Annotated in this window: 13 protein-coding genes; 3 read left to right on the top strand and 10 right to left on the bottom strand. The window is 69.8% G+C overall.

Annotated features, from left to right (window positions below; all coding sequences use genetic code 11):
- Positions 1-333: 333 nt before the first annotated feature.
- From A6A29_RS39485 to A6A29_RS39450, 8 genes are all read right to left on the bottom strand, one after another.
- Positions 334-681, bottom strand: coding sequence for a VOC family protein (locus tag A6A29_RS39485; protein ID WP_073728883.1), 348 nt, complete (start codon positions 679-681; stop codon positions 334-336).
- Positions 682-810: 129 nt separating this feature from the next.
- Complete coding sequence (locus A6A29_RS39480) at positions 811-1881, bottom strand: protein kinase family protein (RefSeq protein WP_241838818.1); 1071 nt, start codon at positions 1879-1881, stop codon at positions 811-813.
- A gap of 126 nt (positions 1882-2007) precedes the next feature.
- Positions 2008-2535, bottom strand: coding sequence for a GNAT family N-acetyltransferase (locus tag A6A29_RS39475; protein ID WP_073728343.1), 528 nt, complete (start codon positions 2533-2535; stop codon positions 2008-2010).
- A gap of 183 nt (positions 2536-2718) precedes the next feature.
- Positions 2719-7092: an nSTAND1 domain-containing NTPase gene (locus A6A29_RS39470; protein ID WP_073728341.1), complete on the bottom strand. Its 4374-nt coding sequence runs from the start codon at positions 7090-7092 to the stop codon at positions 2719-2721.
- Positions 7089-7334 carry a CU044_2847 family protein gene (locus A6A29_RS45615; protein ID WP_073728339.1) on the bottom strand — a complete coding sequence of 82 codons (246 nt, stop codon included), beginning with the start codon at positions 7332-7334 and terminating at the stop codon, positions 7089-7091. The genes A6A29_RS39470 and A6A29_RS45615 overlap by 4 nt, the downstream gene beginning before the upstream one ends.
- A gap of 56 nt (positions 7335-7390) precedes the next feature.
- Entirely contained in the window at positions 7391-11647 is a 4257-nt protein-coding gene (locus tag A6A29_RS39460; RefSeq protein ID WP_073728337.1) for a S1 family peptidase, read from the bottom strand.
- A gap of 62 nt (positions 11648-11709) precedes the next feature.
- Positions 11710-12096, bottom strand: coding sequence for a CU044_2847 family protein (locus tag A6A29_RS39455; protein ID WP_241838817.1), 387 nt, complete (start codon positions 12094-12096; stop codon positions 11710-11712).
- A 586-nt stretch (positions 12097-12682) separates the two neighbouring features.
- The gene (locus A6A29_RS39450) at positions 12683-13267 is read right to left on the bottom strand and encodes a hypothetical protein (RefSeq protein ID WP_073728335.1); all 585 of its coding nucleotides are present in this window, start codon (positions 13265-13267) and stop codon (positions 12683-12685) included.
- A gap of 521 nt (positions 13268-13788) precedes the next feature.
- Here A6A29_RS39450 and A6A29_RS39445 point away from each other — a divergent pair.
- Entirely contained in the window at positions 13789-16131 is a 2343-nt protein-coding gene (locus A6A29_RS39445; protein WP_143197153.1) for an ATP-binding protein, read from the top strand.
- On the opposite strand, the gene A6A29_RS39440 is transcribed toward A6A29_RS39445, so the two are convergent.
- Positions 16115-16780 carry a TetR/AcrR family transcriptional regulator gene (locus A6A29_RS39440; protein WP_079183225.1) on the bottom strand — a complete coding sequence of 222 codons (666 nt, stop codon included), beginning with the start codon at positions 16778-16780 and terminating at the stop codon, positions 16115-16117. The genes A6A29_RS39445 and A6A29_RS39440 overlap by 17 nt on opposite strands.
- A gap of 91 nt (positions 16781-16871) precedes the next feature.
- On the opposite strand from A6A29_RS39440, the gene A6A29_RS39435 reads away from it, so the two are divergent.
- Positions 16872-18425 (top strand): MFS transporter, encoded by a 1554-nt coding sequence (locus tag A6A29_RS39435; RefSeq protein WP_198953561.1) that lies wholly within the window; start codon positions 16872-16874, stop codon positions 18423-18425.
- A 230-nt stretch (positions 18426-18655) separates the two neighbouring features.
- The gene (locus A6A29_RS39430; protein WP_206745382.1) at positions 18656-19438 is read left to right on the top strand and encodes a sirohydrochlorin chelatase; all 783 of its coding nucleotides are present in this window, start codon (positions 18656-18658) and stop codon (positions 19436-19438) included.
- A gap of 190 nt (positions 19439-19628) precedes the next feature.
- Here the strand turns inward: A6A29_RS39430 and A6A29_RS39425 are convergent, their stop codons facing one another.
- Positions 19629-21122 (bottom strand): MFS transporter, encoded by a 1494-nt coding sequence (locus A6A29_RS39425; protein WP_073728329.1) that lies wholly within the window; start codon positions 21120-21122, stop codon positions 19629-19631.
- Positions 21123-21279: the final 157 nt, after the last annotated feature.

Genomic DNA, 21279 nt, shown 5'->3' with positions numbered 1-21279 from the left:
CCCACCTGCGGGGTCGTGGATACGTTGTGGTGTCGGACGCCTCATCAGGCGATCGGATCCATACGCCTATCGCCGTCCCAGCGGGCTCGGCGCAGGTCCAGTACCACCAGGTTGACGCCGCCAGAGAGGGAACCGGAACCGGGGAAGTACTGGGCTCCAACCCGAAGAGGCCGTTGTGGGGGACCGGCTGATGAGAATCGGTGAGGGAAGCATGGATCGGCACCGCTCCCCGTCGGCGTATCCCGAACGGCCACCGACTGACCATCCCGCACCCGGCCGAACCGGGTGCGGGCCGACAAGGCGTACACCTTCCGCAAGAATCGGGAGAGGCCGTCAGCGGTGGCCCAGCACGTTGACCACCCGTCCGCCGGGGTCGCGGACGAAGAACCGCCGTACGCCCCACTCCTCATCCTGCAAGGGGTGCACGATCTCTGCGCCGCTCTCCCGCATGACCGCATAAGCCGCATCCACGTCGTCCACCTCGATGCTCATGTCGGGGGTGACAGGCGCGGTCTTGTCACTGGTCATGACGCTGATCTGCGCTGCCGGGGTGGACGGGGACGCGAGCGTCATGATCCAGCCGTGGTTCATGACCTCCTCGAAGCCCAGCAGGCCATAGAACTCCCGGCTCTCCTGCGCGGCCTCCGACTGGATGTTGGGCACCACACGGCGAACGGCCATCGACGACTCCAAGTGAGAACGAACGTGCTTCCATATCTCCAGGAGTACTGCGCCACGTCCGCCGCCGCACTTTCGCAACACGCTTGGCTGACGACACTCCTGGCCCCCGCTCGCGGCATTCGGGGACGCTCAGCTGTAACGCGACGCGAAGACCCGGCGGATTGCCGCCAGCGGGTACGCGGTCTCCCGACTCTCGTGCTGCAGCCTCAAGTAGAAGTCCGTCACGACTGCCGCAATCGGTGCGTGCCGCGCAAGGGCTCCCGTGACCTCCGGTGGACCCGCAGGCGGCCGGGCCCCTTCGGCACACGCGTGAATCAGTGCCACCCGTTCATCCCGCCCGTACCCGTACACCCCCGTGATCAGCCAGTTCACCAAGTAGCTGAGCGTGTAGGCGCGGTCGTGCGTTCGGTGTCTCTCGAAGAAATCGGCCTCTGCGGGGGTCATGTCGAAGCGGGACGACAGAGCGAGTCCGTAGTCGGCGAAGTAGAGGCGTCGGCCGTCGGTCAGGATGTTCTCGAAGTGGGCATCGAAGTGCAGGAGACCGCGGTCGTTCATGAAAGAGGTACCGGCCTCCAGTCCCCTCTCCACCAGGACACAAGCCCGGTCGGCCGCCTCGTCACCGGCCCGCATCTGCTCGGTGAGCCATGCGTGCAGCGTCTGCGGAATGTACTCCAGGAACAGCACGAGGCTCGCCGGGGATTCCGCGAGGGCCTCGATACGGCGACGTACCTCCGCCCCGCCTCCCCAATAGGACACGGCCCGATCCACATCGGCGAGCTCCTCCGGAAGAGCCGGGGCCGTGTCCGGCAGAACCCGCCAGTGATACATCAGTGGAAACCCCTGATGCTGCCCCGAGAGCACCCAGTTGGTGGTCATCGTGTGGACGGCAGCCTCCCGCCACGCCCCGAAGCCGGGTCCGCCGACGCCGTACTGACAGAAGAGTGGCAGCCCGAACACGTTCGCCGTGGACCGAACATGCTCGGGCCGAAGCTCCACCTCGGTCAGGGGGACCCGCTTCACGAAGACCGGCGTACCTGCGACGTCCAGCAGCGCCGACCTCCCGCCGATACCGGAACCGAGTGGTGCGGCAGCGTCCACAAGCTCGCCCAGTCCTCGATCACTGTGCAGGGCCAGGGACGTGGAAACGGCGCTGTAGGCAGCCAGCCGCTCATCGGGCAGCATCCCAGCGCCGTCGACCATCGCCCGCATCCGCCTTCGCAAAATCCCTGCCTTGCTTGTCGTCGACACCCTTGCGGACCGTTGCCTCACTCATCCCGGCCCGACGAACGCCCGGCCGGAAGCTACACGTTGGTCCTCTGCGCGACCTCAGTCGCCGAGGATCCGCTCCCACAGCAGCCCGTCCCGCCAGCTCCCGTCGAGAAGGATCGAGGAGTGCGCGACGCCGTACGGGCTGAACCCGTTGCGGCGCAGCACCCGCTGCGACGGCAGATTCTCCAGATTGGTGGACGCCTCGGCGCGGTGCAACCCGAGTTCGTCCGTCATCACCCGGAGTACAAGCCCGACAGCGTGCCCGGCATGCCCCTGATTCTGGGCGACGCCGGCGATCCAGTATCCGACGGAGCCGCGACGCAGGTGCGGCTGCGGCAGGATGCCTCCGACGGTGACCTGCCCGATCACCCGGTCGTCGGCGAGCACCACACCCGGCCAGACCGTGCCGGCCCGGTATCCGGCCAGCAGGCTGTCGATTCGCTCCGCCTGGCCCTCCGGGGTGAAGAAGTCGGCCGGCTGGGCCGGTTCCCACGGCCGGAAAGCCTCGACGTCCCGCACCCGATGCGCGGCGATCGTTGCGGCGTCCGTGGGCTCTATCAGGCGGATTCTGGTGCTGCTGCGCATGGTTGATCCTCGTCGCGGTGCCTCGGATGAGACGGTCAGCCTATGCGGGGGTGCCCGCGCCGCCGCACTCCACGCCCGCCGGAGATCGTTCTCCCCGCCGCCGACAGGTCGCTGTGTCCCGCAGGTTCTTCCCGATCCCGATCCCGATCCCGATCCCGCTCCCGCCCCGGCGGGCGGCGGGCCTCACTCGTCCTCGGCACACGGTTTCCGCGTGCTCGGCTCCTCGGGGAGGACGTCCAGTTCCTCGGGCGTGAGCTCCCGGTGGCCGATGATGTCGCACAGCTCGCCGTACCACCGCCCCGGGCTCAGATACAGCGGGCCGCCACTGCCGTCCGGGCCGATGTGGATCACTGTTCTGCCGTCTGTGGAGGCGCCCATGAACGCGTGCTCCCCGTCCAGCGTGCTGCCGCGCGGGCCGTTGAACGAGTAGAAGGCCTCGTAGCCGCGCTCGCCGATCCGGTAGATCCGTACGGCATTGTTCGCGGCGATGAGATAGCGTCCGTCACCCTCCAGGAAGCCTGCGGCGTACGGCCTGGACGACGACTCCGCGATGCTGCGCAGCGGACCGATCTCCTTGCGCGGGGGGTTGCCGCGCCGCCACAGCTCGAACACCGAGCCCCGGCGCAGAATCGCGAAGTACTTGCCGCTGCTGTCGAAATGGGCGGCGAGAATGTCGTCGCCGGTCTTCACCGTGTCGGTCGTGCGTCCGGTGGTGATGTCGACGATGTGGATCCCGGGCCGGTTCATGACCATCACGGTGATCCGGTTCGGCGCGGGATAGGCGCCGATCATCATCACCGCGCCCTTGTCACCTCCGAATCGGGAGCGGACCGCTGAAGCGTCGAACCGGGCGAGCCGCTCGCCGGTACGCGCGTCCCACTGCTCCACGACGTTCCCCGCGACAGTGATCAGTTTTCCGCTGTGGTCGAAGAAGTAGGTGAATTCCCACTGCGGCTTCTCGTCGTCGCCGTTCCCGCCGAGTCCGATGTCCCCGAGCGACGGCGGTGTGACTGGCTTCGGCGGTGGTTCGGCGGTGGTCACGGTCACTGTCCGGCGCAGCGTCGTGGCATCGCGGACCGTGACGATGTTCCTGCCCTCGTGGTCAGCGACGAGTCGTCCGCCGCGGTCGAGGGCGATCGACTCACTGCGGTCCGGCACCCAGTAGGGCTTGCGGCGCGGTGCCTCGGCGAGCACGCGGTCGCTGGTCTTCCGCGCGTGGTGCACCTGCATGCGGGAGCCGTCCGCCAGGACGCTGATCGTGTACTTGCCGTCGTGAGTGAGCAACTGCTGGCTGACATCGGCGAACCAGTAGCCGGGGCGCAGCTGGACGAAGCCGATCAGCGACGTGTCGTGGCGGACGTAGTAGAGCTTGCCGCCCGACTCCACGAGCATCGGGCTGCTCTTGGCCGTCGTGGAGGCCCCGGCAGGCAGGGCATTGCGGGAGATGACCTCGCCGCTGTGCATGTCCACGACGGTGAGGCCCTTGGACGAGTTGATGGCGACCCGGCGCCCGGTGCCGTCGACGGCCTGCACCATGCACGCGTCCGATGCGAAGTCCTTGTTCTTCTCCCGGTAGGTGCGTCCCCGCAGGGCGCCGTCCCGGGTCCGGTGGACGGTCACCTCGGCGGTCCCTCCCCGCACCTGACACAGGATCGCCGTGGTCCGGTCGCCGGAGAGCCGGATCTGGTCCGCGTCGGCCCGGACCAGCATCCGGCCTTTGCCGGTGATGAGGTCGAGGGCGAGCAGACTGGCTTTCTCCCCCTGCCCGAACGCACGGAACCGCTTGTACACGGGTACCAGCAGCGTCCGGTTGTCGGCGGCCGGCCACAGCCTGAATTCGAGGCCCTTGGGCGCCGGGAGGTTTCCGGCGAGGGCGCCGTGGGGGCCGCTGTCCAGGTTCCACCACGCGATCCGCTTGTGGACGTGGGCGACGATCATCCTGCCGTCTAGCGACATGGAGGGGGTGACCGTGCCGCTCCAGTCCGTGCCGCTGCCAGGGGCGTCGGGCAGTCTGTGCAGCGGGCCCGCGGGCTGCTCCGCGTCGGCCCGCACTTCGAACCAGGCGGCCTTCCCGTCCTGCTGGAAGTACGCGGCGCGCTTCCCGTCGGCCGACACCATGACGTACTGGACCTCGTCGCTGGAAGGCACCCGCACGCTGCGCACCCGCCCGGTCAGCGCCTGCACGAACAGGGTGGCCCCGGAGCGCCTGGACCCCGCGAGGACCACATTGCCGTCCCGGCTCTTGTCGAAGACGTTCTCCCCGAGGCTGCCGGAGAGCACCCGGTCGTAGTTCGTGTTGTGGAGGTACTGCCGCAGCAACTCGTTCTCGGCCTCCTGGGTCGGGGCCGTTTCGTACGCGGCGAGGGAGAGCAGAGCGGCGCGAGCGGGATCGGTGACCGTCGACTCCTGCGCGGTCCGGGCGAGGGCACGTGAGGCGCCGAGGGCTGCGCGCTCCTGGCTGTTCCGGCGTTCCGCGACGAAGAGCATGCCGATCACCAGGGCGAACGCCACGGCCGTGGCCAGCCCCGAGAACAGGGCCCTGCGACGGCGGGCTCGGGTGCGGCGGTGGGCCCGTCCGGCCGCCAGGTAGTTCCGCTCGGCCTCGCTCAGCGCCGCGTCCCGGTCCGGCAGCCAGCGCTCGGTGCCGGCCATCGCGGCGGTGGTCGGCAGGTGTGCGGGGGAGTGCTCGGTCTGCTGCCAGCGGTCCATCTCGTGCCGTACGGACTCCCGCCACCCGAGGAACGAGCGGTCCTCGGCCACCCACGCGGCCAGCTTTCCCCATGCGCCGATCAGCGCCTCGTGCGTGAGCTCCACCGTCTCCGTGCCCTCGGCGCTGCGGTCGGTCACAAGGAGCCGGGTGTGTGTGGCGAGCCGCTGGGCGATGCGCCACTGATCCTCGCTGAGGTCGCCACGCCGCGCGAGGCGCCGCGTCGCCACCGCGGCGCCGAGCGGCAGCCGGACGAGCTGGGTGAACAGCCGACGGGCCGTTTCCTCGTCCTCCGGTGGTACGTGCTCGGCCCAGACCCGGTCGGCGTGGTTGCCGAGCGCGCCGCTGACGCCGCCGAGTTCCTCGTACGCCCGGTGGGTGAGAACGCCGTCCTCCTGCCGCCGCCACAGCAGGTCGAGGGTGAGGGCGAGGAGTGGCAGTGCGCCTGGTTCGGTTCCGGTTTCGGTGAGGATGCGTTCGGCGAGGTGGCGCTCGTAGGACACCCCGGGGAGGTTGTCGACAGGTCCGGTCACGATGTCGCGCAGCCCGTCCTCGCCCAGCGGTGCGAGCGCGAGGAGGTGCCGGCCGACGACGGGTCCGAGGCGAGGGTGGGCGAGGACGGGTTCCAGGAAGTCCGCGCGCAAGGTGGCCAGCACCCGGACGGCGGGCGGCAGGGTGGGAGGGTCGAACAGCACGTCGGCCAGTTCGTTCACGGCGTCCGGCGGCTGCTGGAGCAGTTCCTCCAACTGGTCGACCACGATGAGGAGTCGGCTGCCGCTCCGGACTTCGAGCAACCGTGCTGCCGTCTCGGACAGGCCCTGTTGCCTCAGTACGTCGCACAGTTGGGGTATCCGAGCCAGCCGACGGGTCTCGGGCAGGTCGGGTTCCAGGAGCGGCAGCAGCGCGGCGGCCAGGGCTGCCATGGGGCTGCTTCCGGACGCGGGCCGCACGACGACCACGGCTGCGCCTTCTGTGCGTAGTCGTGGTGTGACGCCGGCCAGGGCGAGGGATGACTTGCCGGAGCCGGAGGGCCCGACGATGGTGACCCATCGCTGTTCGTGGAGGGCTTGGGCCACTGTGTTGCTTTCGGCCTGTCTGCCGTGGAAGACCGCCGCGTCTGCTTCCAGGAAGGCTGTGAGTCCGCGGAACGGTGAAGGGGGGTGTACGAGAGGGCCCACTTCGGGATGGGCCGTGAGCAGACTGCTTGTCGGGATGAGGTAACTGGTCGGTGGCTGACCGGATTCGGCGACGGTGATCATGCCGACCACTCCGGCGAGCCGGTCGTCCCACACCGGTCCGCCGCTGAACCCCCTGGACACCGGATATCCGCTGCCTGCGAGGTCTGCCTGTACCCAGCCGTCCGCTTGTCGGGCCCGGAGTATCCCGGCGTGCCAGACTCCGCCCGGACGTCCTGCGGGCAGTCCGAAGGCCCGGACGCGGTGGTCCCAGAGTTCTTCCGCGTCCACCAGCCGGACCGGTCCCGCCCCGGGCAGTGGAGTCTCCAGCCGCAGTACCGCGACGTCGGCGGGGCCGGAGGGTTCGGCACCCGGTGTCCGTGGTGGCACCCAGTGTTCGATGGCCGCGGTCGAGTGTGCTGTGGTGCTGCCCGCTGCGGTGGGGGCGAGGGGCAGGTCGATCCGGACGCGGGCGCCCGGTTCCGGCGCGGTGCCGGGATGGGTTCCGAGGGCGGCGGAGACCACGTGCGCACAGGTCAGGGCAAGGGTGTCGGATACCAGGAAACCGACACCGACCGCCTCACCACGGCCATCGAGGACACGCAGCAGCGCCCTGTCCAGCGCCCTCGGTCCGATGCCCGCCGACTGCCGGTCCGGCCCCTCCGACGGCGTCACTCGGCTGCCCCTTCCGACGGCCGACGCCACGCCGGAGGCACCGTGTGGTCGGCCTGACCCGTGGACCGGGAGATCACCCCGTCGGCCTCGGCCGACAGGGCAAGGCCGAAGTCGACGCCGACCTCGTCGGGGCCGTCGGGCGCCTCCTCGATCTTCACCTGGACCGTTTCCGTCCGGTCCTGGGGTGTGGGGCCCGCCGCCCCACCGGCTCCGGACACGGGAAGTTCGACCGGATACGCCATGCGTCCCCCTTCGCTCGGGCACCAATACCGTCAGCGTCCGTCGGACAGCCTCCGGGTTACGGGCACAACTGCTGTGCTTTCGTCTCCGCCGGGAGGGCGTCGAGTTCGCCGGCCGTGAACGTGCGCCGGCCGACGATGCGGCACAGCTCCTCTCTCCACACGTCCGGGTCGAGAACCAGGGCCCTTCCCGCGTCGCCGCGAGCACTCTGGATCACGGTGCGCCCGTCCTCCGACACGTCCGGGAACGAGTACTCCTGCGACTCGTAGGGCGAGTCGCCGAACGTGTACGACTCGTCGTAGCCCCGTTCCCCGATCCGGTAGATCCGTACGGCGTTGTCGGCGGCGATCAGGTAGCGGCCGTCATCGAGGAAGACGGCGCGGTACGGGGTCCTGTCGTCACCGACGGTGCTCAGCGGGCCGAGCGCCCTGTGCGGCGGATCGTCCCGCTGCCACACCTCCAGACCCGTGTCTCGGTGCATGATCGCGAAGTTCCTGCCGCTGCGGTCGAACTGGACGGAGAGGACGTCGCCATCGGTACTGATCCGGTCCGTGGTCCGTCCGTCCGTGATGTCGACGACGCGGATGCCGGGCTGCCCCTGAACGATCACGGAGATCTTGTTCCGGGCCGGGTACGGGCCGACCGTCACGGGCGCGTCGGGGGCGCCGTCCGGCCGCAGGGCGCCGACATCGAAGCGGGCGAGCTGCCGGCCCGTACGCGCGTCCCACTGCTGGACGACGGTGCCGGAGACGGTCATCAGGCGGCCGGTGTCGTCGAAGAAGTAGCGGAACTCGTACTTCGACCCACGCCAACTGAGCGCCCCGCCGACATCGAGGTCGCGGGGCTTCTGGGGGCCCGGCCGTCGTTCCGGCGGCGCGGGGGTGGCCACGGTGGCAGCCTTCCGCAGCGTCGACGCGTCCCGGACGACCACCACGTTCTTGCCCTCGCGATCGGCGACGAGCTTGCCGGCCGGGTCGAGGGTGAGTACATCGGTTTCCTCGGGCGCCCAGTACGGCTTCGCGCGAGGCGCCTGCGCGACCACGCGCCCGCTGTGTTCCTGATCCGCCGGGCGCAGTTCCAGCCGGGAGCCGTCCTCCAGGACGCTGAGTGTCCGCTTCCCGTCGGCGGTGAGCCGGTGCTGCGCGGTCTCGGGCAGGACCTTGCCGGGGGCCAGTCGCACAAAGGCGATCATCGAATCCTGATAGCCCGCGTAGAGGAGCTTGCCGTGCGACTCCAGGAGGACGGGGGAGGCCATGAAGTCCATCGACGATCCCGGCTGGGGCATGTCGGTGATCGTCTCACTCGTGTTCATGTCCACGACGCGCAGTCCCTCGCCCCAGCCGAGTGCGATGCGCCGGCCCGTCACGTCGACGGCGTCCACCGTGCACAGGTCGGTGGTGTACTTCTTGTCCCGCTCACGGTAGGGGTGACCGATGCCGGTTCCGTCGGAGGTCCGGTGGCGGCTGATGACGGTCAGTTCGTCCTCCCGGCGGCAGACAACGGCGGTCCGGTGATCCCCGGAGATGTAGATGTCCTCCGCGCCGGTCAGGAGTTCCGTGGGGCGGCCGGTGGCCATGTCGAAGGACTGCAGGCTCTGTTTCCCCGATGCCTCGTAGACCGTGGTGAGCAGTGTCCGCCCCTCCGGGCCGAACCAGAGGGCGGTGGACATGTCCATGTGAACGGGCGCATCACCGGCGAGGGTGGAGCTGCCCAGGTTCCACCACACCAGACGGTCCCGGACCCGTGCGGCGAGCATCCGGCCGTCCGCCGACATGGCGGAACGCGCCCCGGCTTCGTCCCAGCCGATGCCGATGCCCGGCGCGTCGGGCAGTCTCTGCACCGGGCCGAGGGGGCTGTCGGCGTCGGCTGCGTCCACCTCGAACCATGCGGCCTTTCCGTCCGCCTGGATGGAGGCGACGCGCTTTCCGTCCGCCGACACCGTGACGTGCAGGACCTGCCCGGTCGAGGGCACCTGTGCGCTGTGCACGGCTCCGGAGGTGGCCCCGACGTACAGCGTGGCCCGGCCCAGTTGCGAGACGGCGAGCACCACATTGCCGTCCCGGCTGGTGGTGAAGGCCCTGACCGTGCCCAGCATGCCGGACAGCACCTGGTCGTAGCCCTCGTACCGCAGGTACTGGCGCAGAAGTTGGTTGCGGGCCTCCTGCGTCGGAGCGGTCCGGTGGGCGGCCAGGGCCATCAGGACGCCGAGCGCCGGATCGGTGCTCGTCTCGTCCTCCGCGGCCAGCGCGAGAGCGCGGGAGGCGGCGGACGCGGCGCGGTCCCGGCTCTCCTGCCGCTCGGCGAAGAACAGCGACAGGGCCACCAGGACCAGCAGCACGACAAGGCTGATGCCCGACCGCACGGCCCGTCGCCTGCGGACTCCCGCGCGGCGATGGGCGCGCCCGGCATCCAGGTAGTGCCGTTCGAGGTCGGTGAGTTCGTCGCCGCGCTCGCTCAGCCACTGCTCGGATTGGGCGAGTTGCAAGGTCGTGGGCAGCAACTGCGTTGCGTGCGAGGCGCGTTCCCAGCCGTCCATGTCCTGTTGGAGCGAGGCCCGCCACTCCAGGAACGCCCGGTCTCCCGTCGTCCAGTCGGCCAGTCTGTCCCATTCGCTGATCAGTGCCTCGTGCGCGAGCTCGACCGTTTCGGTGCCCTCGGCACTGCGACCGGTCACCAGCAGCCGCGTCCCCGCGAGCCGCTGGGCGATGCCCCACTCCTCGACGTTCAGTTCGGTGCGGAGCGCCATCCGGCGCGTCGGTGCGGGTGCGCCTGTCGGCACCCGGACGAGCCGGGTGAACAGCCGTCTGGCAGCCTCCTCGTCCTCCGGTGGTACGTGCTCGGCCCAGACCTGGTCGGCGTGGTTGCCGAGCGCGCCGGTGACGCCGCCGAGTTCCTCGTACGCCCGGTGGGTGAGCAGGCCGCTCTCCTGCCGCTGCCACAGCAGGTCGAGGGTGAGGCCGAGGAGCGGCAGTTCGCCCGGTCCCGGGCCGATGTCGGTGACGATGCGCTCGGCGAGATGGGGCTCGTAGGACACCCCGGGGACGGACTCGACGGGTACGGTCACCACCTCGCGCAGGCGCCCGGCGTCCAGCGGGGCGAGCGCGTGCAGGTGCCCCCCGACTCTCGGGCCGAACCGCGGATGGGCCAGCACCGGTCCGAGGAAGTCGGCTCGCAGCGTGATCAGTACGCGGACGGTGCCCGGCAGCGGATCGGCGCCCAGGAGCAGGTCGGCGAACTCGTCCACGAAGGCGGGTGCAAGGCCGAGGACCTCCTCGAACTGGTCGACCACGATGAGAAGTCGGCTGCCGCGCCGGAGTTCGAGCAGTCGGGCCACGACGTCCGCCGGACCCTGTCGGCGCAACAGATCGGCGAGTTCCAGGGTCCGGTCCGGCCGCTCGGTCTCGGGCAGGTCGGGTTCCAGGAGGGGCAGCAGCGCCGCGGCGAGCGCTGACAGGGGGCTGTTTCCGGCTGCGGGACGCAGGATCCCAACCAGGGCGCCTTCTGCGCGTAGTCGTGGTGTGACGCCGGCCAGGGCGAGGGATGACTTGCCGGAGCCGGAGGGCCCGACGATGGTGACCCATCGCTGTTGGTCGAGGGCTTGGGCCACTGTGTTGCTTTCGGCCTGTCTGCCGTGGAAGACCGCCGCGTCTGCTTCCTGGAAGGCGGTGAGTCCGCGGAACGGTGAGGGAGGGATGACGAGGGGGCTGAGCCCGGGATGTGCTGCGAGCAGACCGTTCGTGGGGATGAGGTAACTGGTCGGTGGCTGACCGGATTCGGCGACGGTGATCATGCCGACCACTCCGGCCAGCCGGTCGTCCCACACCGGTCCGCCGCTGAACCCCCTGGACACCGGATATCCGCTGCCTGCGAGGTCTGCCTGTACCCAGCCGTCCGCTTGTCGGGCCCGGAGTATCCCGGCGTGCCAGACTCCGCCCGGACGTCCTGCGGGCAGTCCGAAGGCCCGGACGCGGTGGTCCCAGAGTTCTTCCGCGTCCACCAGCCGGACCGGTCCCGCCCCGGGCAGCGGAGTCTCCAGCCGCAGCACGGCCACATCGGCGGGGCCGGAGGGTTCGGCACCCGGTGTCCGTGGTGGCACCCAGTGTTCGATGGCCGCGGTCGAGTGTGCTGTGGCGTCGCCCGCTGCGGTGGGGGCGAGGGGCAGGTCGATCCGGACGCGGGCGCCCGGTTCCGGCGCGGTGCCGGGATGGGTTCCGAGGGCGGCGGAGACCACGTGCGCACAGGTCAGGGCAAGGGTGTCGGATACCAGGAAACCGACACCGACCGCCTCACCACGGGCATCGAAGACACGCAGCACAGCCGCGTCCAGGGATTGAGGGCCCGAACCCCGCGCGCTTCGCGACGGTAACGCGGACACCGTCAGCCCGTCGCGTCCGCAGAGGGGTCGCCGGACGGCTGGTTGCGCCAGGTGAGCGTGACCTTGAAGTTGGCCTGGCCGGTCGTCCGGGAGATCACCATGTCGGCCTCGGCCGACAGGGACAGCCCGAATTCGACGCCGATCTCGTCCGGTTGGCGTTCCATGTCGCGGAAACCGTCCACGAAGCTCTCCGCGACCGGCCGGATCCCGGCCAGCATGTCGTCGAGCGACCGGGTCGCACGCGCCACGACCTGTCCGGGACGTGCGACCTGGACCAGACCGTCCGCCGTCTCGTCGATCTGGACCTTGACGGTGCTGTTCGCGTCAGGAGGAGCGGATCCCGCATTCTCGCTCGTACCGGACACGGGCAACTCGACCAGGAATGCCATGCTTCCCCCTCCGCGACACGCGCCACCCGAGCTACGTACCCTAACGCTTCCATGGTGCGTCCGGCCCGAACTCTGTTGCATCGGCACATGCGAGCGACACGGCATGCCCCACGCCCGTACCGCATCCCCGCCCGCACGCCGGTGAGATGAAAGAGACGGCATCCACGTGCAAGGCCTCAACCCGCAACACCCCATGCAGGCACAGGAGATGCCGGAGATACATGTAGCTGTCGCTGCCGTCCCCTTCCATCAGGCTCACGCCGGATCGGGGTGGCTGTCGCAGCGGCCTTCGGTACGTCTGCCGCCGGCTGCCTCAAGAAGGCGTACCGCATCGGCCGACGGCGGGCCGACCGGTTCGAACGAGCGGCCGGACAGTTTGACTGTTCGTGGGCGGTGGTCGGCTCATCCCCTGTCCCGATCGCTCGACGGGGCCGAAAGTGGTGCCGGCCCGGTCGGCCGCGCATGGCCGGGCAGCGGGCACCACTTCCTCGTCGACGGGCGGGCCATCCTGCTCGCGGTGTCCATGACCGGCGGAAAACGCACCGACGTCACCCAGCTGATGCCCCTGCCGACGGCGATCCGCGAGTTACTCGGCCGCAGCTTCGGTCTCGTCGCGGGTCGCGGCGGCGGCCGGGCTGTAGAAGACGGAGCGTCCCTGCTTGGAGCGCTCCAGCAGTGCCTGCGCGACACCCTGTTCCAGAGTGCTGCGCACCACAGTCACCTTCACATCGCGCTTCGGATTGGCCTCGGTCAGGGCCGCGGCGATTTCGGCCGCGGACTTGGGCTCGTGATGCCCGGCGAGGTATTCGGTGATCAGCTCACGCCACGTCGGCTCACCGGAAGTCCTTGCAGGGGTGCTTTCCCCCGTCGCGGGCTTTGCCTTGCGCGGCGCCTTCTGGGCACTCGCTTTGCGCTTGGGGCGGACAGGCGCGGCAACAGTGGCGGCTTTCCGTCCCTTGCCGGTCTTCGTGGCCGGTGCGGCGACGCCGCCGAGGACGTGCTGCATCTTCACCAGGACCTGCCCGCTTTCCTCCAGCTGGACAAGTTCGTCCTGCAGCCGAGTCAGTTCGGCACGTACGCGTGCCTGCTCACTCTGGTTGGCCGAAAGGTCGTCGGCGATCCGCTGTGCGTAGTCTGCGGTGAGACCGGACTTGGGTGTGTTTTGAGACATGGGATCCTCGTCTATTCATGTGCGCCAATCGGGTTGTAGCGGCTGATGTTACCCAGTAAAGCCGAGACACCGGACCGATGAGTGGTAGAGCAACTCGAATAGAGAGCTGCTGGCGGTTTCGATCACATGTCACCACGTCTCGGCCTGGGGCGGGCCACTCACCCCCGCGACGGGTTCGGGTGCGACCGGAAATCGTCCAAGCCGGAAGCGCCGGCCGGCAAGGGCGAAGAGCCCCTACCAGCCAATTCAGCCCGTCATTCCGAGGGCTCCGATCCCTGCCGGACTGCTGGAACGGGGGGTCGGTGGTGGTGTGCGTTTCATGTACGCAGGTGCGGAGGCGACAACCCTTTTCGAGTCGACGGCCACCTCTTTCCTGCTACAGAACCCAGTCGTCGGCAGACCTCGGAGAGAGCGCGCGGACTTGCTGGGTACATCGCCTCCAAGGTTGACGATCGCATGTCCCCATGGAACCGCTCACAGAACAGAGGCCGGTGCCGGTGCGCGGCCACTACTCTGGGAAGGTGCCGGAAGACCGATCGCGTGGGGCAAGCACGGACGCCGAACCGCAGAGTGTTCGCGAGGCCCCTGACGTCCTGAGCGCCGAACAACTGAGACGCATCACTTCGTTGCATCGCGGATTCACCTACCAGCATCTGTACGCGGTCGGCTGCCTGCTGCGGCTGCGGGCGGCAGAAGGCCGGTGCCTGCGCGTCGAACGCGATGAAGACGTGGAAATCGAGTGCGACGACCGTTGGCTCTACTTGCAGGTCAAGACTCGTCAGGACAACCTGACCTGGGGCGACGTGGAGGGCGCGGTAGATCAGTTCCGCAGCGTCCGGGACGAGCACACGGCGGGCCGCCGTGCCGGCACCCCCTACCTGATCGTGGTCACCAATACGGACATGGGACGGGACCTCCTGACCCGGACGCGAGAGGCGCACTGGCCCGCGGACGTGGCGATCGTCGGGCCGGGACGGCCGCACCCCGCAGAGACGTGGCTGCCGGACCCGGGGCGCGACCTCGCCGCCATGCTGAGGAGCTGCGCCGACCAGGCGGAGCAGATCCCCTTCGGGTCGCTGAGCGCCGAGACCCTGGTCTGGAAGCTCGCCGCCCGGGTTCAGTACGCGTGCACCGGTGTTCACGGCCAGGGGTTCACCGCCGCGGATCTGCCGCAGTTGTACGAGCAGTTCGTGGAGGAACTGCAGGCTTTCCCCCGACTGCCCGCTGTCTACCGACCCCGGGACGGGGAGCCGGAGCTCGCGAACGACGAGTCCGTGAGGCTGGTGGTCGGCTTCTCGGGGGCAGGCAAGACGACGTGGGCGGCGAACGCCGCCGGGCACTGTCCTCAGCCGGTGACCTACTTCGACGTCGCGTTCCTGCCGGCCGCCTCCGTGCCGGGCGCCTTGGCGCGGGAGCTGGCCGCCCGGCATCTCAGGACGCGGACCGGATCCCTGCCGGCCGCCGCGGGCATCGAGGTACTGCGCGCCGTGCACACCTTGCTCGTCCAGGCGGAAACCGCTGTCGCAGTCGTCATCGACAACGTCCACCTGCTCGGCATCGAGGACGTGCGGTTGCTGGTCGGCGCCCTGCCGACGGCCCGGCTGATCCTGTTGGGTCACCCCCGGCCGGAACAGATCCTGCTCGCCGCGCACCTCGGTATATCCGCGGAGTCGCTGGACGGCTGGGGCACCGACACCATCGCAGCGGTCTTCGGCGGCGAAGGCAGCACCCTGGACTATCGCACCGCCCAACGTGTCCTCTCCCTCACCGCGGGTCTGCCGCTGTACGTACTCAGCTCAGCACAGTTGACCCGCACCGCGTACGCCGGAGACGGGGCCGCCTTCTGCGACTCCGTGCAGGCTCGGACGCACACCATGGTCACTGCGCAGGACCTGATCCTTGGGCAGGTGTTCAGCCAGCTCTCGCCGCGTTCACGCACCGTTGCCGGGATCCTCGCGGTCGCGGAGGTGCCTCTCACCGGCTTCGAGTACCACCGGCTCGCGGAAGCAGTGGGCATACGCCCTGCTCATGCCGCGCGGGCTGTGCGTGATCTGTCCGGTCGGGGCCTGACGCAGGACTTCGCCCATGGCCGGGTGACGTTGCACGACGCGGTGCGCCCCGTGGCCCTGTCCGCCTCGGAGGACCTTCCCGACGAGGCCCTCCATCGGGTGCGCGAAGCACTCCTGGACGTACTGGAAGGACAGCGCGGGCTTCTGCGGCTCGGGCGCTGGATGCGTCTGCTGGCCGAGACGGACCGGATCGAGCAACTGCTCGACCTCACCTCGCTGGAGGCGTTCTACGAGGGCGGGTACCCCCGCGAGATCCGCGCCGCGGTCGCGGACACCGCCCAGGACCCGGACCGGGGCAAGGGCATCCGCTTCGAAGCCCACAACGCTCTGGCCACCTGGGCCTACGCCGAGGGCGACCGGGACGCGTACGCCGGACACGTGAGCGACATGGAGCGGCTGGCCCGGAGCGGTGACAGCAGCATCGGCCGGCGGGAGAGAGTCATCCTGGCCATTCGCCAATGCGTCGTCTACGGCCGTGCCAAGGACACACGTCGTCTGACGAAGGCGTTCACGAGGCCACTCCGGATCAAGCTGCCGACATGCGCAGCCAGAAGTCCCGTATCGAAGCGCTCGCCGCCCAGCAGTCACCGGCTGTCGGCGGTGGGGTGGGCGCCGACCCGGATGTCCCGTAGCCGGTCTCGGCTGCGAGGCGGGGTGACGGGCGATGAGGCGGACGTGGTGCACAGGGGCCGCCGCGACGCTTCCCGCCTGCACGATCTCGTGGCCCCCGCCACCGGGTTCAGGGGTTCCATGTCACCGGCCTGCCGGCGGTGGGGAGTCAGGGCTCGGGCGTGATACGTCCGAGGCTGAGGACCATGCGTTCGACGGTGTCGGTGGGCGGCCAGGGGAAATCGGGCAGGCTCGCGCGGAGGGAGACCTGTCCGTGCAGCGCGGTCCACAGCGCGACGGCGTCGCTGAACGGGTCGCTGCTGGTCGAGCGTCCGGCGCGTACGCATGCTTCGAGGTTGTCGACGAGGGTCCGGAACGCGTCCAGCCCGCGGGTTCCTGAGACATCGTCGGCGGCTTCGGGCTTGGGGCGGGGCCAGTCGAAGAGTACGTGGTAGCGGGCCGGTTCACGGGTGCCGAAATCGATGTACGCGGCGCACCCGGCGAGGAGCCCTTCGACGGGATCGTCGTGTGCGGCGACGGCCTCGGCCACCGTCTCGTGCAACTGGGCGATCGCTTCGAGCACTACGGCTTCCACGATCGCGTCCCGGTCGGCGAAGTGAGCGTAGATCGACGGTGCGGAGATGCCGACCTCGCGGGCCACCGAGCGCAAGGTCACGGTCTGGTCGGAGCCGGTGCGCACGATCAGGGCGGTCGCCGCCCGGACGATGTCCTCGCGCAGCCGGGGGCCTTCGCCCCTGCGGTTGCGGGGGCGTGCGGGCACCGTTGCGCACGGGTCGGGCGAGTGGGTGCCGGGTGCCGCGGAAGCCTTCGTCATAGCTCTGACTTTACAGCCGTTAGCCGACTGCCGTAGCGTCCCGACCTGAAGACTTACAGCCGTAAGTTTACTTTCGTAAGGATGTATGGACGTGCGTACGGACAATGCGACAGAACCCGACACGGGACACCCGCGGCGCTGGCCGGCACTGGCTGCCCTCTGCGCGGCGCTGGTGGTCACCACCCTCGACAACACGGTGCTCAACACCGCCCTGCCCGCGCTCGCCGGTGCTCTGCGGGCATCCACCGCGGACCTTCAGTGGATCAACAACGCCTACACGCTCGTCTTCGCGTCGCTGCTGATCCCCGCGGGCAGCCTCGGAGCCCGCTTCGGCCAGCGCCGGGCACTGGCCGGCGGCCTGGTGGTGCTGGCAGCCGCGTCCGGCGCCGCCGCGACGGCCGGATCGGCCGGAGAGCTCATCGCCTGGCGCGCGGTGATGGGCATGGCCTCGGCCTTCGTCATGCCGGCCACGCTGTCGATCATCATCGTGCTCTTCGGCGCCAGGGAACGGGCACGGGCCATCGCCATCTGGTCCGCCTCCGCAGGCATCGGCATCGTCCTCGGCCCGGTCACCGGCGGGCTGCTGCTCAACCACTTCGCCTGGGGCAGCATCTTCTACGTCAACGTCCCGCTGATCGCTGTCGTGCTCGCCGCCGTCCTGGCGCTCATCCCCGCCCTCCCCGGCCGTCCCGCCGGCCGTTTCGACTTTCCCGGCCTCCTGCTCTCCACCGCCGGTCTCGCCTTGCTCGTCGATGTGATCGTGCAAGGCCCCGAGCGCGGCTGGCTGTCCACGCGGTCACTGGTCGGTGCGGGCGCCGCGGGAGTGTTGCTGGCCGCGTTCACCCTGTGGGAGCTGCGCACGGCGCAGCCGATGGTGGACCTCCGGATGTTCGCCCGGCGTACGTTCACCGTCGCCAGTGTCCTGCTCGCCGTCACCTTCTTCGCCCTGTTCGGCCTGCTCTTCGTCTACACGCAGTACCTGCAGTTGGTGCACGCCTTCAGTCCCCTCAAGGCCGGATCCGGGGCCTTGCCGTTCGCCGTGGCCATGGCCCTCGCCGCCGGTACGAGCGACCGAGTCGTCGCCCGCCTGGGCAGCCGCTGCACGATTGCCGCAGGTCTCACCGTCATGGCTGTCGGCCTTGCCTGCATGTCACTCGTGACGGTGAATACGGCTTTCGTCCCGCTCGCACTGCTCATGGCCGTGATCGGCGGCGGCATGGGTCTGATCATGGCCCCGTCCAGTACCGCGAGCATGGCCGCACTGCCCCGCGAGAAGTCGCCGATGGCCTCCGCGATCAACAGTGTGGCCCGCGAGCTGGGCGGCGTCCTCGGTATCGCGGTGATCGGGACGGCCGTCTCCGCCGCCTACCGCTCGCACCTGCTCGACGCGCTGCCGGGCGCACCCGCAACGGCGGTCGACGACCTGACCTCCGCCCATGCCGCAGCCGCCGGCCTGGGACCGGAACGGGGCGCGGAACTCATCCGCGCATCCCATCAGGCCTTCACCACCGCGATGAACACGGGCACACTGATCTGCGCCCTCATCGCCCTCCTCGGCGCCGCAGCCGCCCTGATCTGGCTGGACCGGTCCCGGCCTCCCGTCCTGAAGGGAGCTCCGAAGAACCCGGAACGGGCGCTCGGCTGACTCGTCCATCCCTGTTTCTCCATCCCCGCTGAGTGCGGCGGCGCCGGGCCGGGCCGCCTGTACGGGGAGCAGGACAAGGGCGGTGCACCTGAGGGCTGACTATCCGTCACTACCCCTCGTGCGAGCGGGGAGCTGACGGATCTCGCCGAAAGGGTTGTCACGGACGGTAAGGTAATCGTTACTCCATTGCACCCGCATCGCGTGACGAGAGTGGTACGACAGTGACCAACGTGATCGAGACGCCGCATCAACAGGTCCCCGAGTCCGGGACGAGCGCGCTGCTCCTTCTGGCGCACGGCAGTATCGACCCCCAGGCGCAGGAGTCCACTCGCGCGCTCGCCCATGCGGTCGGACTGTCCCGGGCATGCCGGGTCGAAGTCGCGTATCTCCGGCATGCCCGTCCCAGGGCACGCCACGTGCTGGGCACCCTCGCCGAGACCGGACACGACCGTGTGGTCGTGGTGCCCTTGCTGCTGACCTCCGCGTTTCACGCCCGGGTCGATCTGCCCAGGGCGCTGTCCGACCCTCCTGCCCCGGTGCCGGTGGTGACGCCGGTGCTGGGCAGTCCACCGGGCGAGCCCGACGCGCGACTGGTCGCCGCGCTGCGGCGCCGTCTCACCGACATGGATGTCGAGTTCGACGCGGTGGTGGTGGCGGCCGCGGGCAGTAGCGACAGCGATGCCTGTGCGTCGGTGACCGCCATGGCGTCCGCGTTGGGAGCGAACCTCGGTCTGCCGTGCCTGGCCGGTTTCGCGTCGACCGCGTCGCCGACAGCCGCGGAGGCGGTAGCGCAACTCCGCCTGGCGGGAGCGCGTCGGGTCGTGGTCGCGTCCTATTGCTTCGCTCCTGGACTGCTGTTTCGCCGGGCGGCCGACGCGTCGACCGAAGCCGGCGCGGTCGGCATCTCCGAACCGCTCGGCGACGCGCCTGAACTGGTCGAGCTCATCCTGGAACGCTTCCACGAAGCCGGCGACGTGCAGGCGGGAACAGCAGGGTCGGCCGACCGGCTCTGACGGGGCCGACGATCGGCCACCACCGTGTCGATGCCTGCGACCACGGGCCGTGCTGTGGCCGGCGCCGGAGGACGGCCGCGACGTCGGCGGTCGCCACGGCATCCTGGCGTGCGTGGGTGGTGGCCGCGCGCTCGTCGTCCCTTCCGCCGAGTTCGGACAGGGGCAACGGCGGCGTGGGCCGCGACGGGTTCTACGAGCGGGTCGTCCCGCGGTCGGCGTATACGGCAGGGGCTGTCCGGGTTGCCGGGCGCACCGTCAGGATCAGCACGGCCAGCCCGGCGAAGATGACCGCGGCGATGATGGCGGTGACCTGCAGACCGACGGTGAACGCCTCCCGAGCGGTGTGCAGCAGATCCGCGCCCCGGCCGGCGGGAAGGTGCCTGCTGGTGGCGATCGCGCCGGCCAGTGAGTCGGACGTCCCGTCCATCCGGCTGCGGTAGACCACCGCGGCCACCACACCCAGCAGTGTGAAGCCGAGCGAACCACCGAGGTAGTTGCCGGTCTCCGACATCGACGCGGCCGAGCCGGCGCGCTCCGGTGGTACGGACCCGACGACCAGCCCGGTGCCCAGGGCGAACAGCGGGCCGGTGCCCAGCGCCAGCACGGTGATGCCGATCATCACCGGTACCAGGGCGTTCGGCCCGTCGGCGCCGACCAGCAGCAGGCTGCCGAGCGCCGACACCACCAGCCCGCCCCCGATGGCGGTCGTCTGCTTCATCCGACGGGCCAGCGCCGGTGCGGCCATGGTGCCGATCGCCACGCCGATGCCCATGGGAGCGAACAGCATCGCCGACGCGGCGGGGGAGAAGCCCAGTACGCTCTGGAGGAACTGGGTCACCAGCAGGCCCGTACCAGCCATGGCGATGCCGGCGCAGGCCAGCGCGACGAGCACGGCCGTGAACGGGCGGTCGCGGAGCAGTCGCAGGTCCAGCAGTGGCTCCTCCAGCCGCAGTTGCCTGCGTACGAACAACATGCCGATGGCCGCGCCGGCGACGAGTGCCACTGCAGGCACGACGGGCACGCTCTCGACGGCCAGCTGCTTGACGCCGTAGACCATCAGAAGGACCGCCGCGAGCGACAGCCCGACGCCGGCCAGGTCCAGCCGCCCGGCCCGGTCGCCGCGGAACTCCGGCAGAAGCACCGGTCCGGCGAGCAGCAGCACTGTCATCGCCGGCACGGCGACCAGGAACACCGATCCCCACCAGAAGTGCTGGAGCAGGAAACCGGCGAGTACGGGTCCGAGCGCGCCGCCGGTGAACTGGCAGGTCGCCCAGATCGCGATGGCCTTCCCGCGCTGTCGCTCGTCGCGGAACATGTTGGTGATCAAGGCCAGCGTGGAGGGCACCAGGGTCGCGCCGGCGACGCCCAGCAGCGCACGCGCGACGATCAGCATCAGCGGGCTGACCGCGAAGGCGGCCACGACCGACAGCACCGCGAACGCCGCTCCGCCGATCAGCAGCAGCCTTCGCCGGCCGATCCGGTCGCCGAGCGTACCCATCGTGATGACCAGGCCGGCCACCATGAGTCCGTAGCTGTCACTGATCCACAGCTGCTGGACATTGGTGGCACCCAGGTCGGCGCTGAGCCGTGGGAGGGCGAGAAGCAACGCTGTCGTGTCCATTGCGACGAGCAAGGTCGGCAGCATGAGGACGATCAGTCCCAGCCGTGCCCGGTTGACTCGCATATCCGTAACTCCCTGGTCTCGTGACGTTTCGCCGGTTGGTCGGAGCGGTCGGGAGCTTCTTGACATCGGTTGCGGACGGCGACCTCTTCGGCTGCCGCGGTGGGGCGTCACGCGCACATGACGTCGTCGCGGGCCGGGCGCTGCGACGGCGAAAAAT

It is taken from the genome of Streptomyces sp. TSRI0281 (assembly GCF_001905125.1).
Lineage (GTDB): Bacteria > Actinomycetota > Actinomycetes > Streptomycetales > Streptomycetaceae > Streptomyces.
The sequence above is the reverse complement of the archived record's forward strand: the minus strand, read 5'-3'. Positions and strand labels throughout refer to the sequence as shown.

Bases quoted from the DNA above. Each gene is read 5' to 3' on its own strand.
- A6A29_RS39485 (WP_073728883.1), bottom strand. From the start codon at position 681: ATGGCCGTTCGCCGTGTGGTGCCCAACATCCAGTCGGAGGCCGCGCAG.
- A6A29_RS39480 (WP_241838818.1), bottom strand. From the start codon at position 1,881: ATGGTCGACGGCGCTGGGATGCTGCCCGATGAGCGGCTGGCTGCCTAC.
- A6A29_RS39475 (WP_073728343.1), bottom strand. From the start codon at position 2,535: ATGCGCAGCAGCACCAGAATCCGCCTGATAGAGCCCACGGACGCCGCA.
- A6A29_RS45615 (WP_073728339.1), bottom strand. From the start codon at position 7,334: ATGGCGTATCCGGTCGAACTTCCCGTGTCCGGAGCCGGTGGGGCGGCG.
- A6A29_RS39455 (WP_241838817.1), bottom strand. From the start codon at position 12,096: ATGGCATTCCTGGTCGAGTTGCCCGTGTCCGGTACGAGCGAGAATGCG.
- A6A29_RS39450 (WP_073728335.1), bottom strand. From the start codon at position 13,267: ATGTCTCAAAACACACCCAAGTCCGGTCTCACCGCAGACTACGCACAG.
- A6A29_RS39440 (WP_079183225.1), bottom strand. From the start codon at position 16,780: ATGACGAAGGCTTCCGCGGCACCCGGCACCCACTCGCCCGACCCGTGC.
- A6A29_RS39425 (WP_073728329.1), bottom strand. From the start codon at position 21,122: ATGCGAGTCAACCGGGCACGGCTGGGACTGATCGTCCTCATGCTGCCG.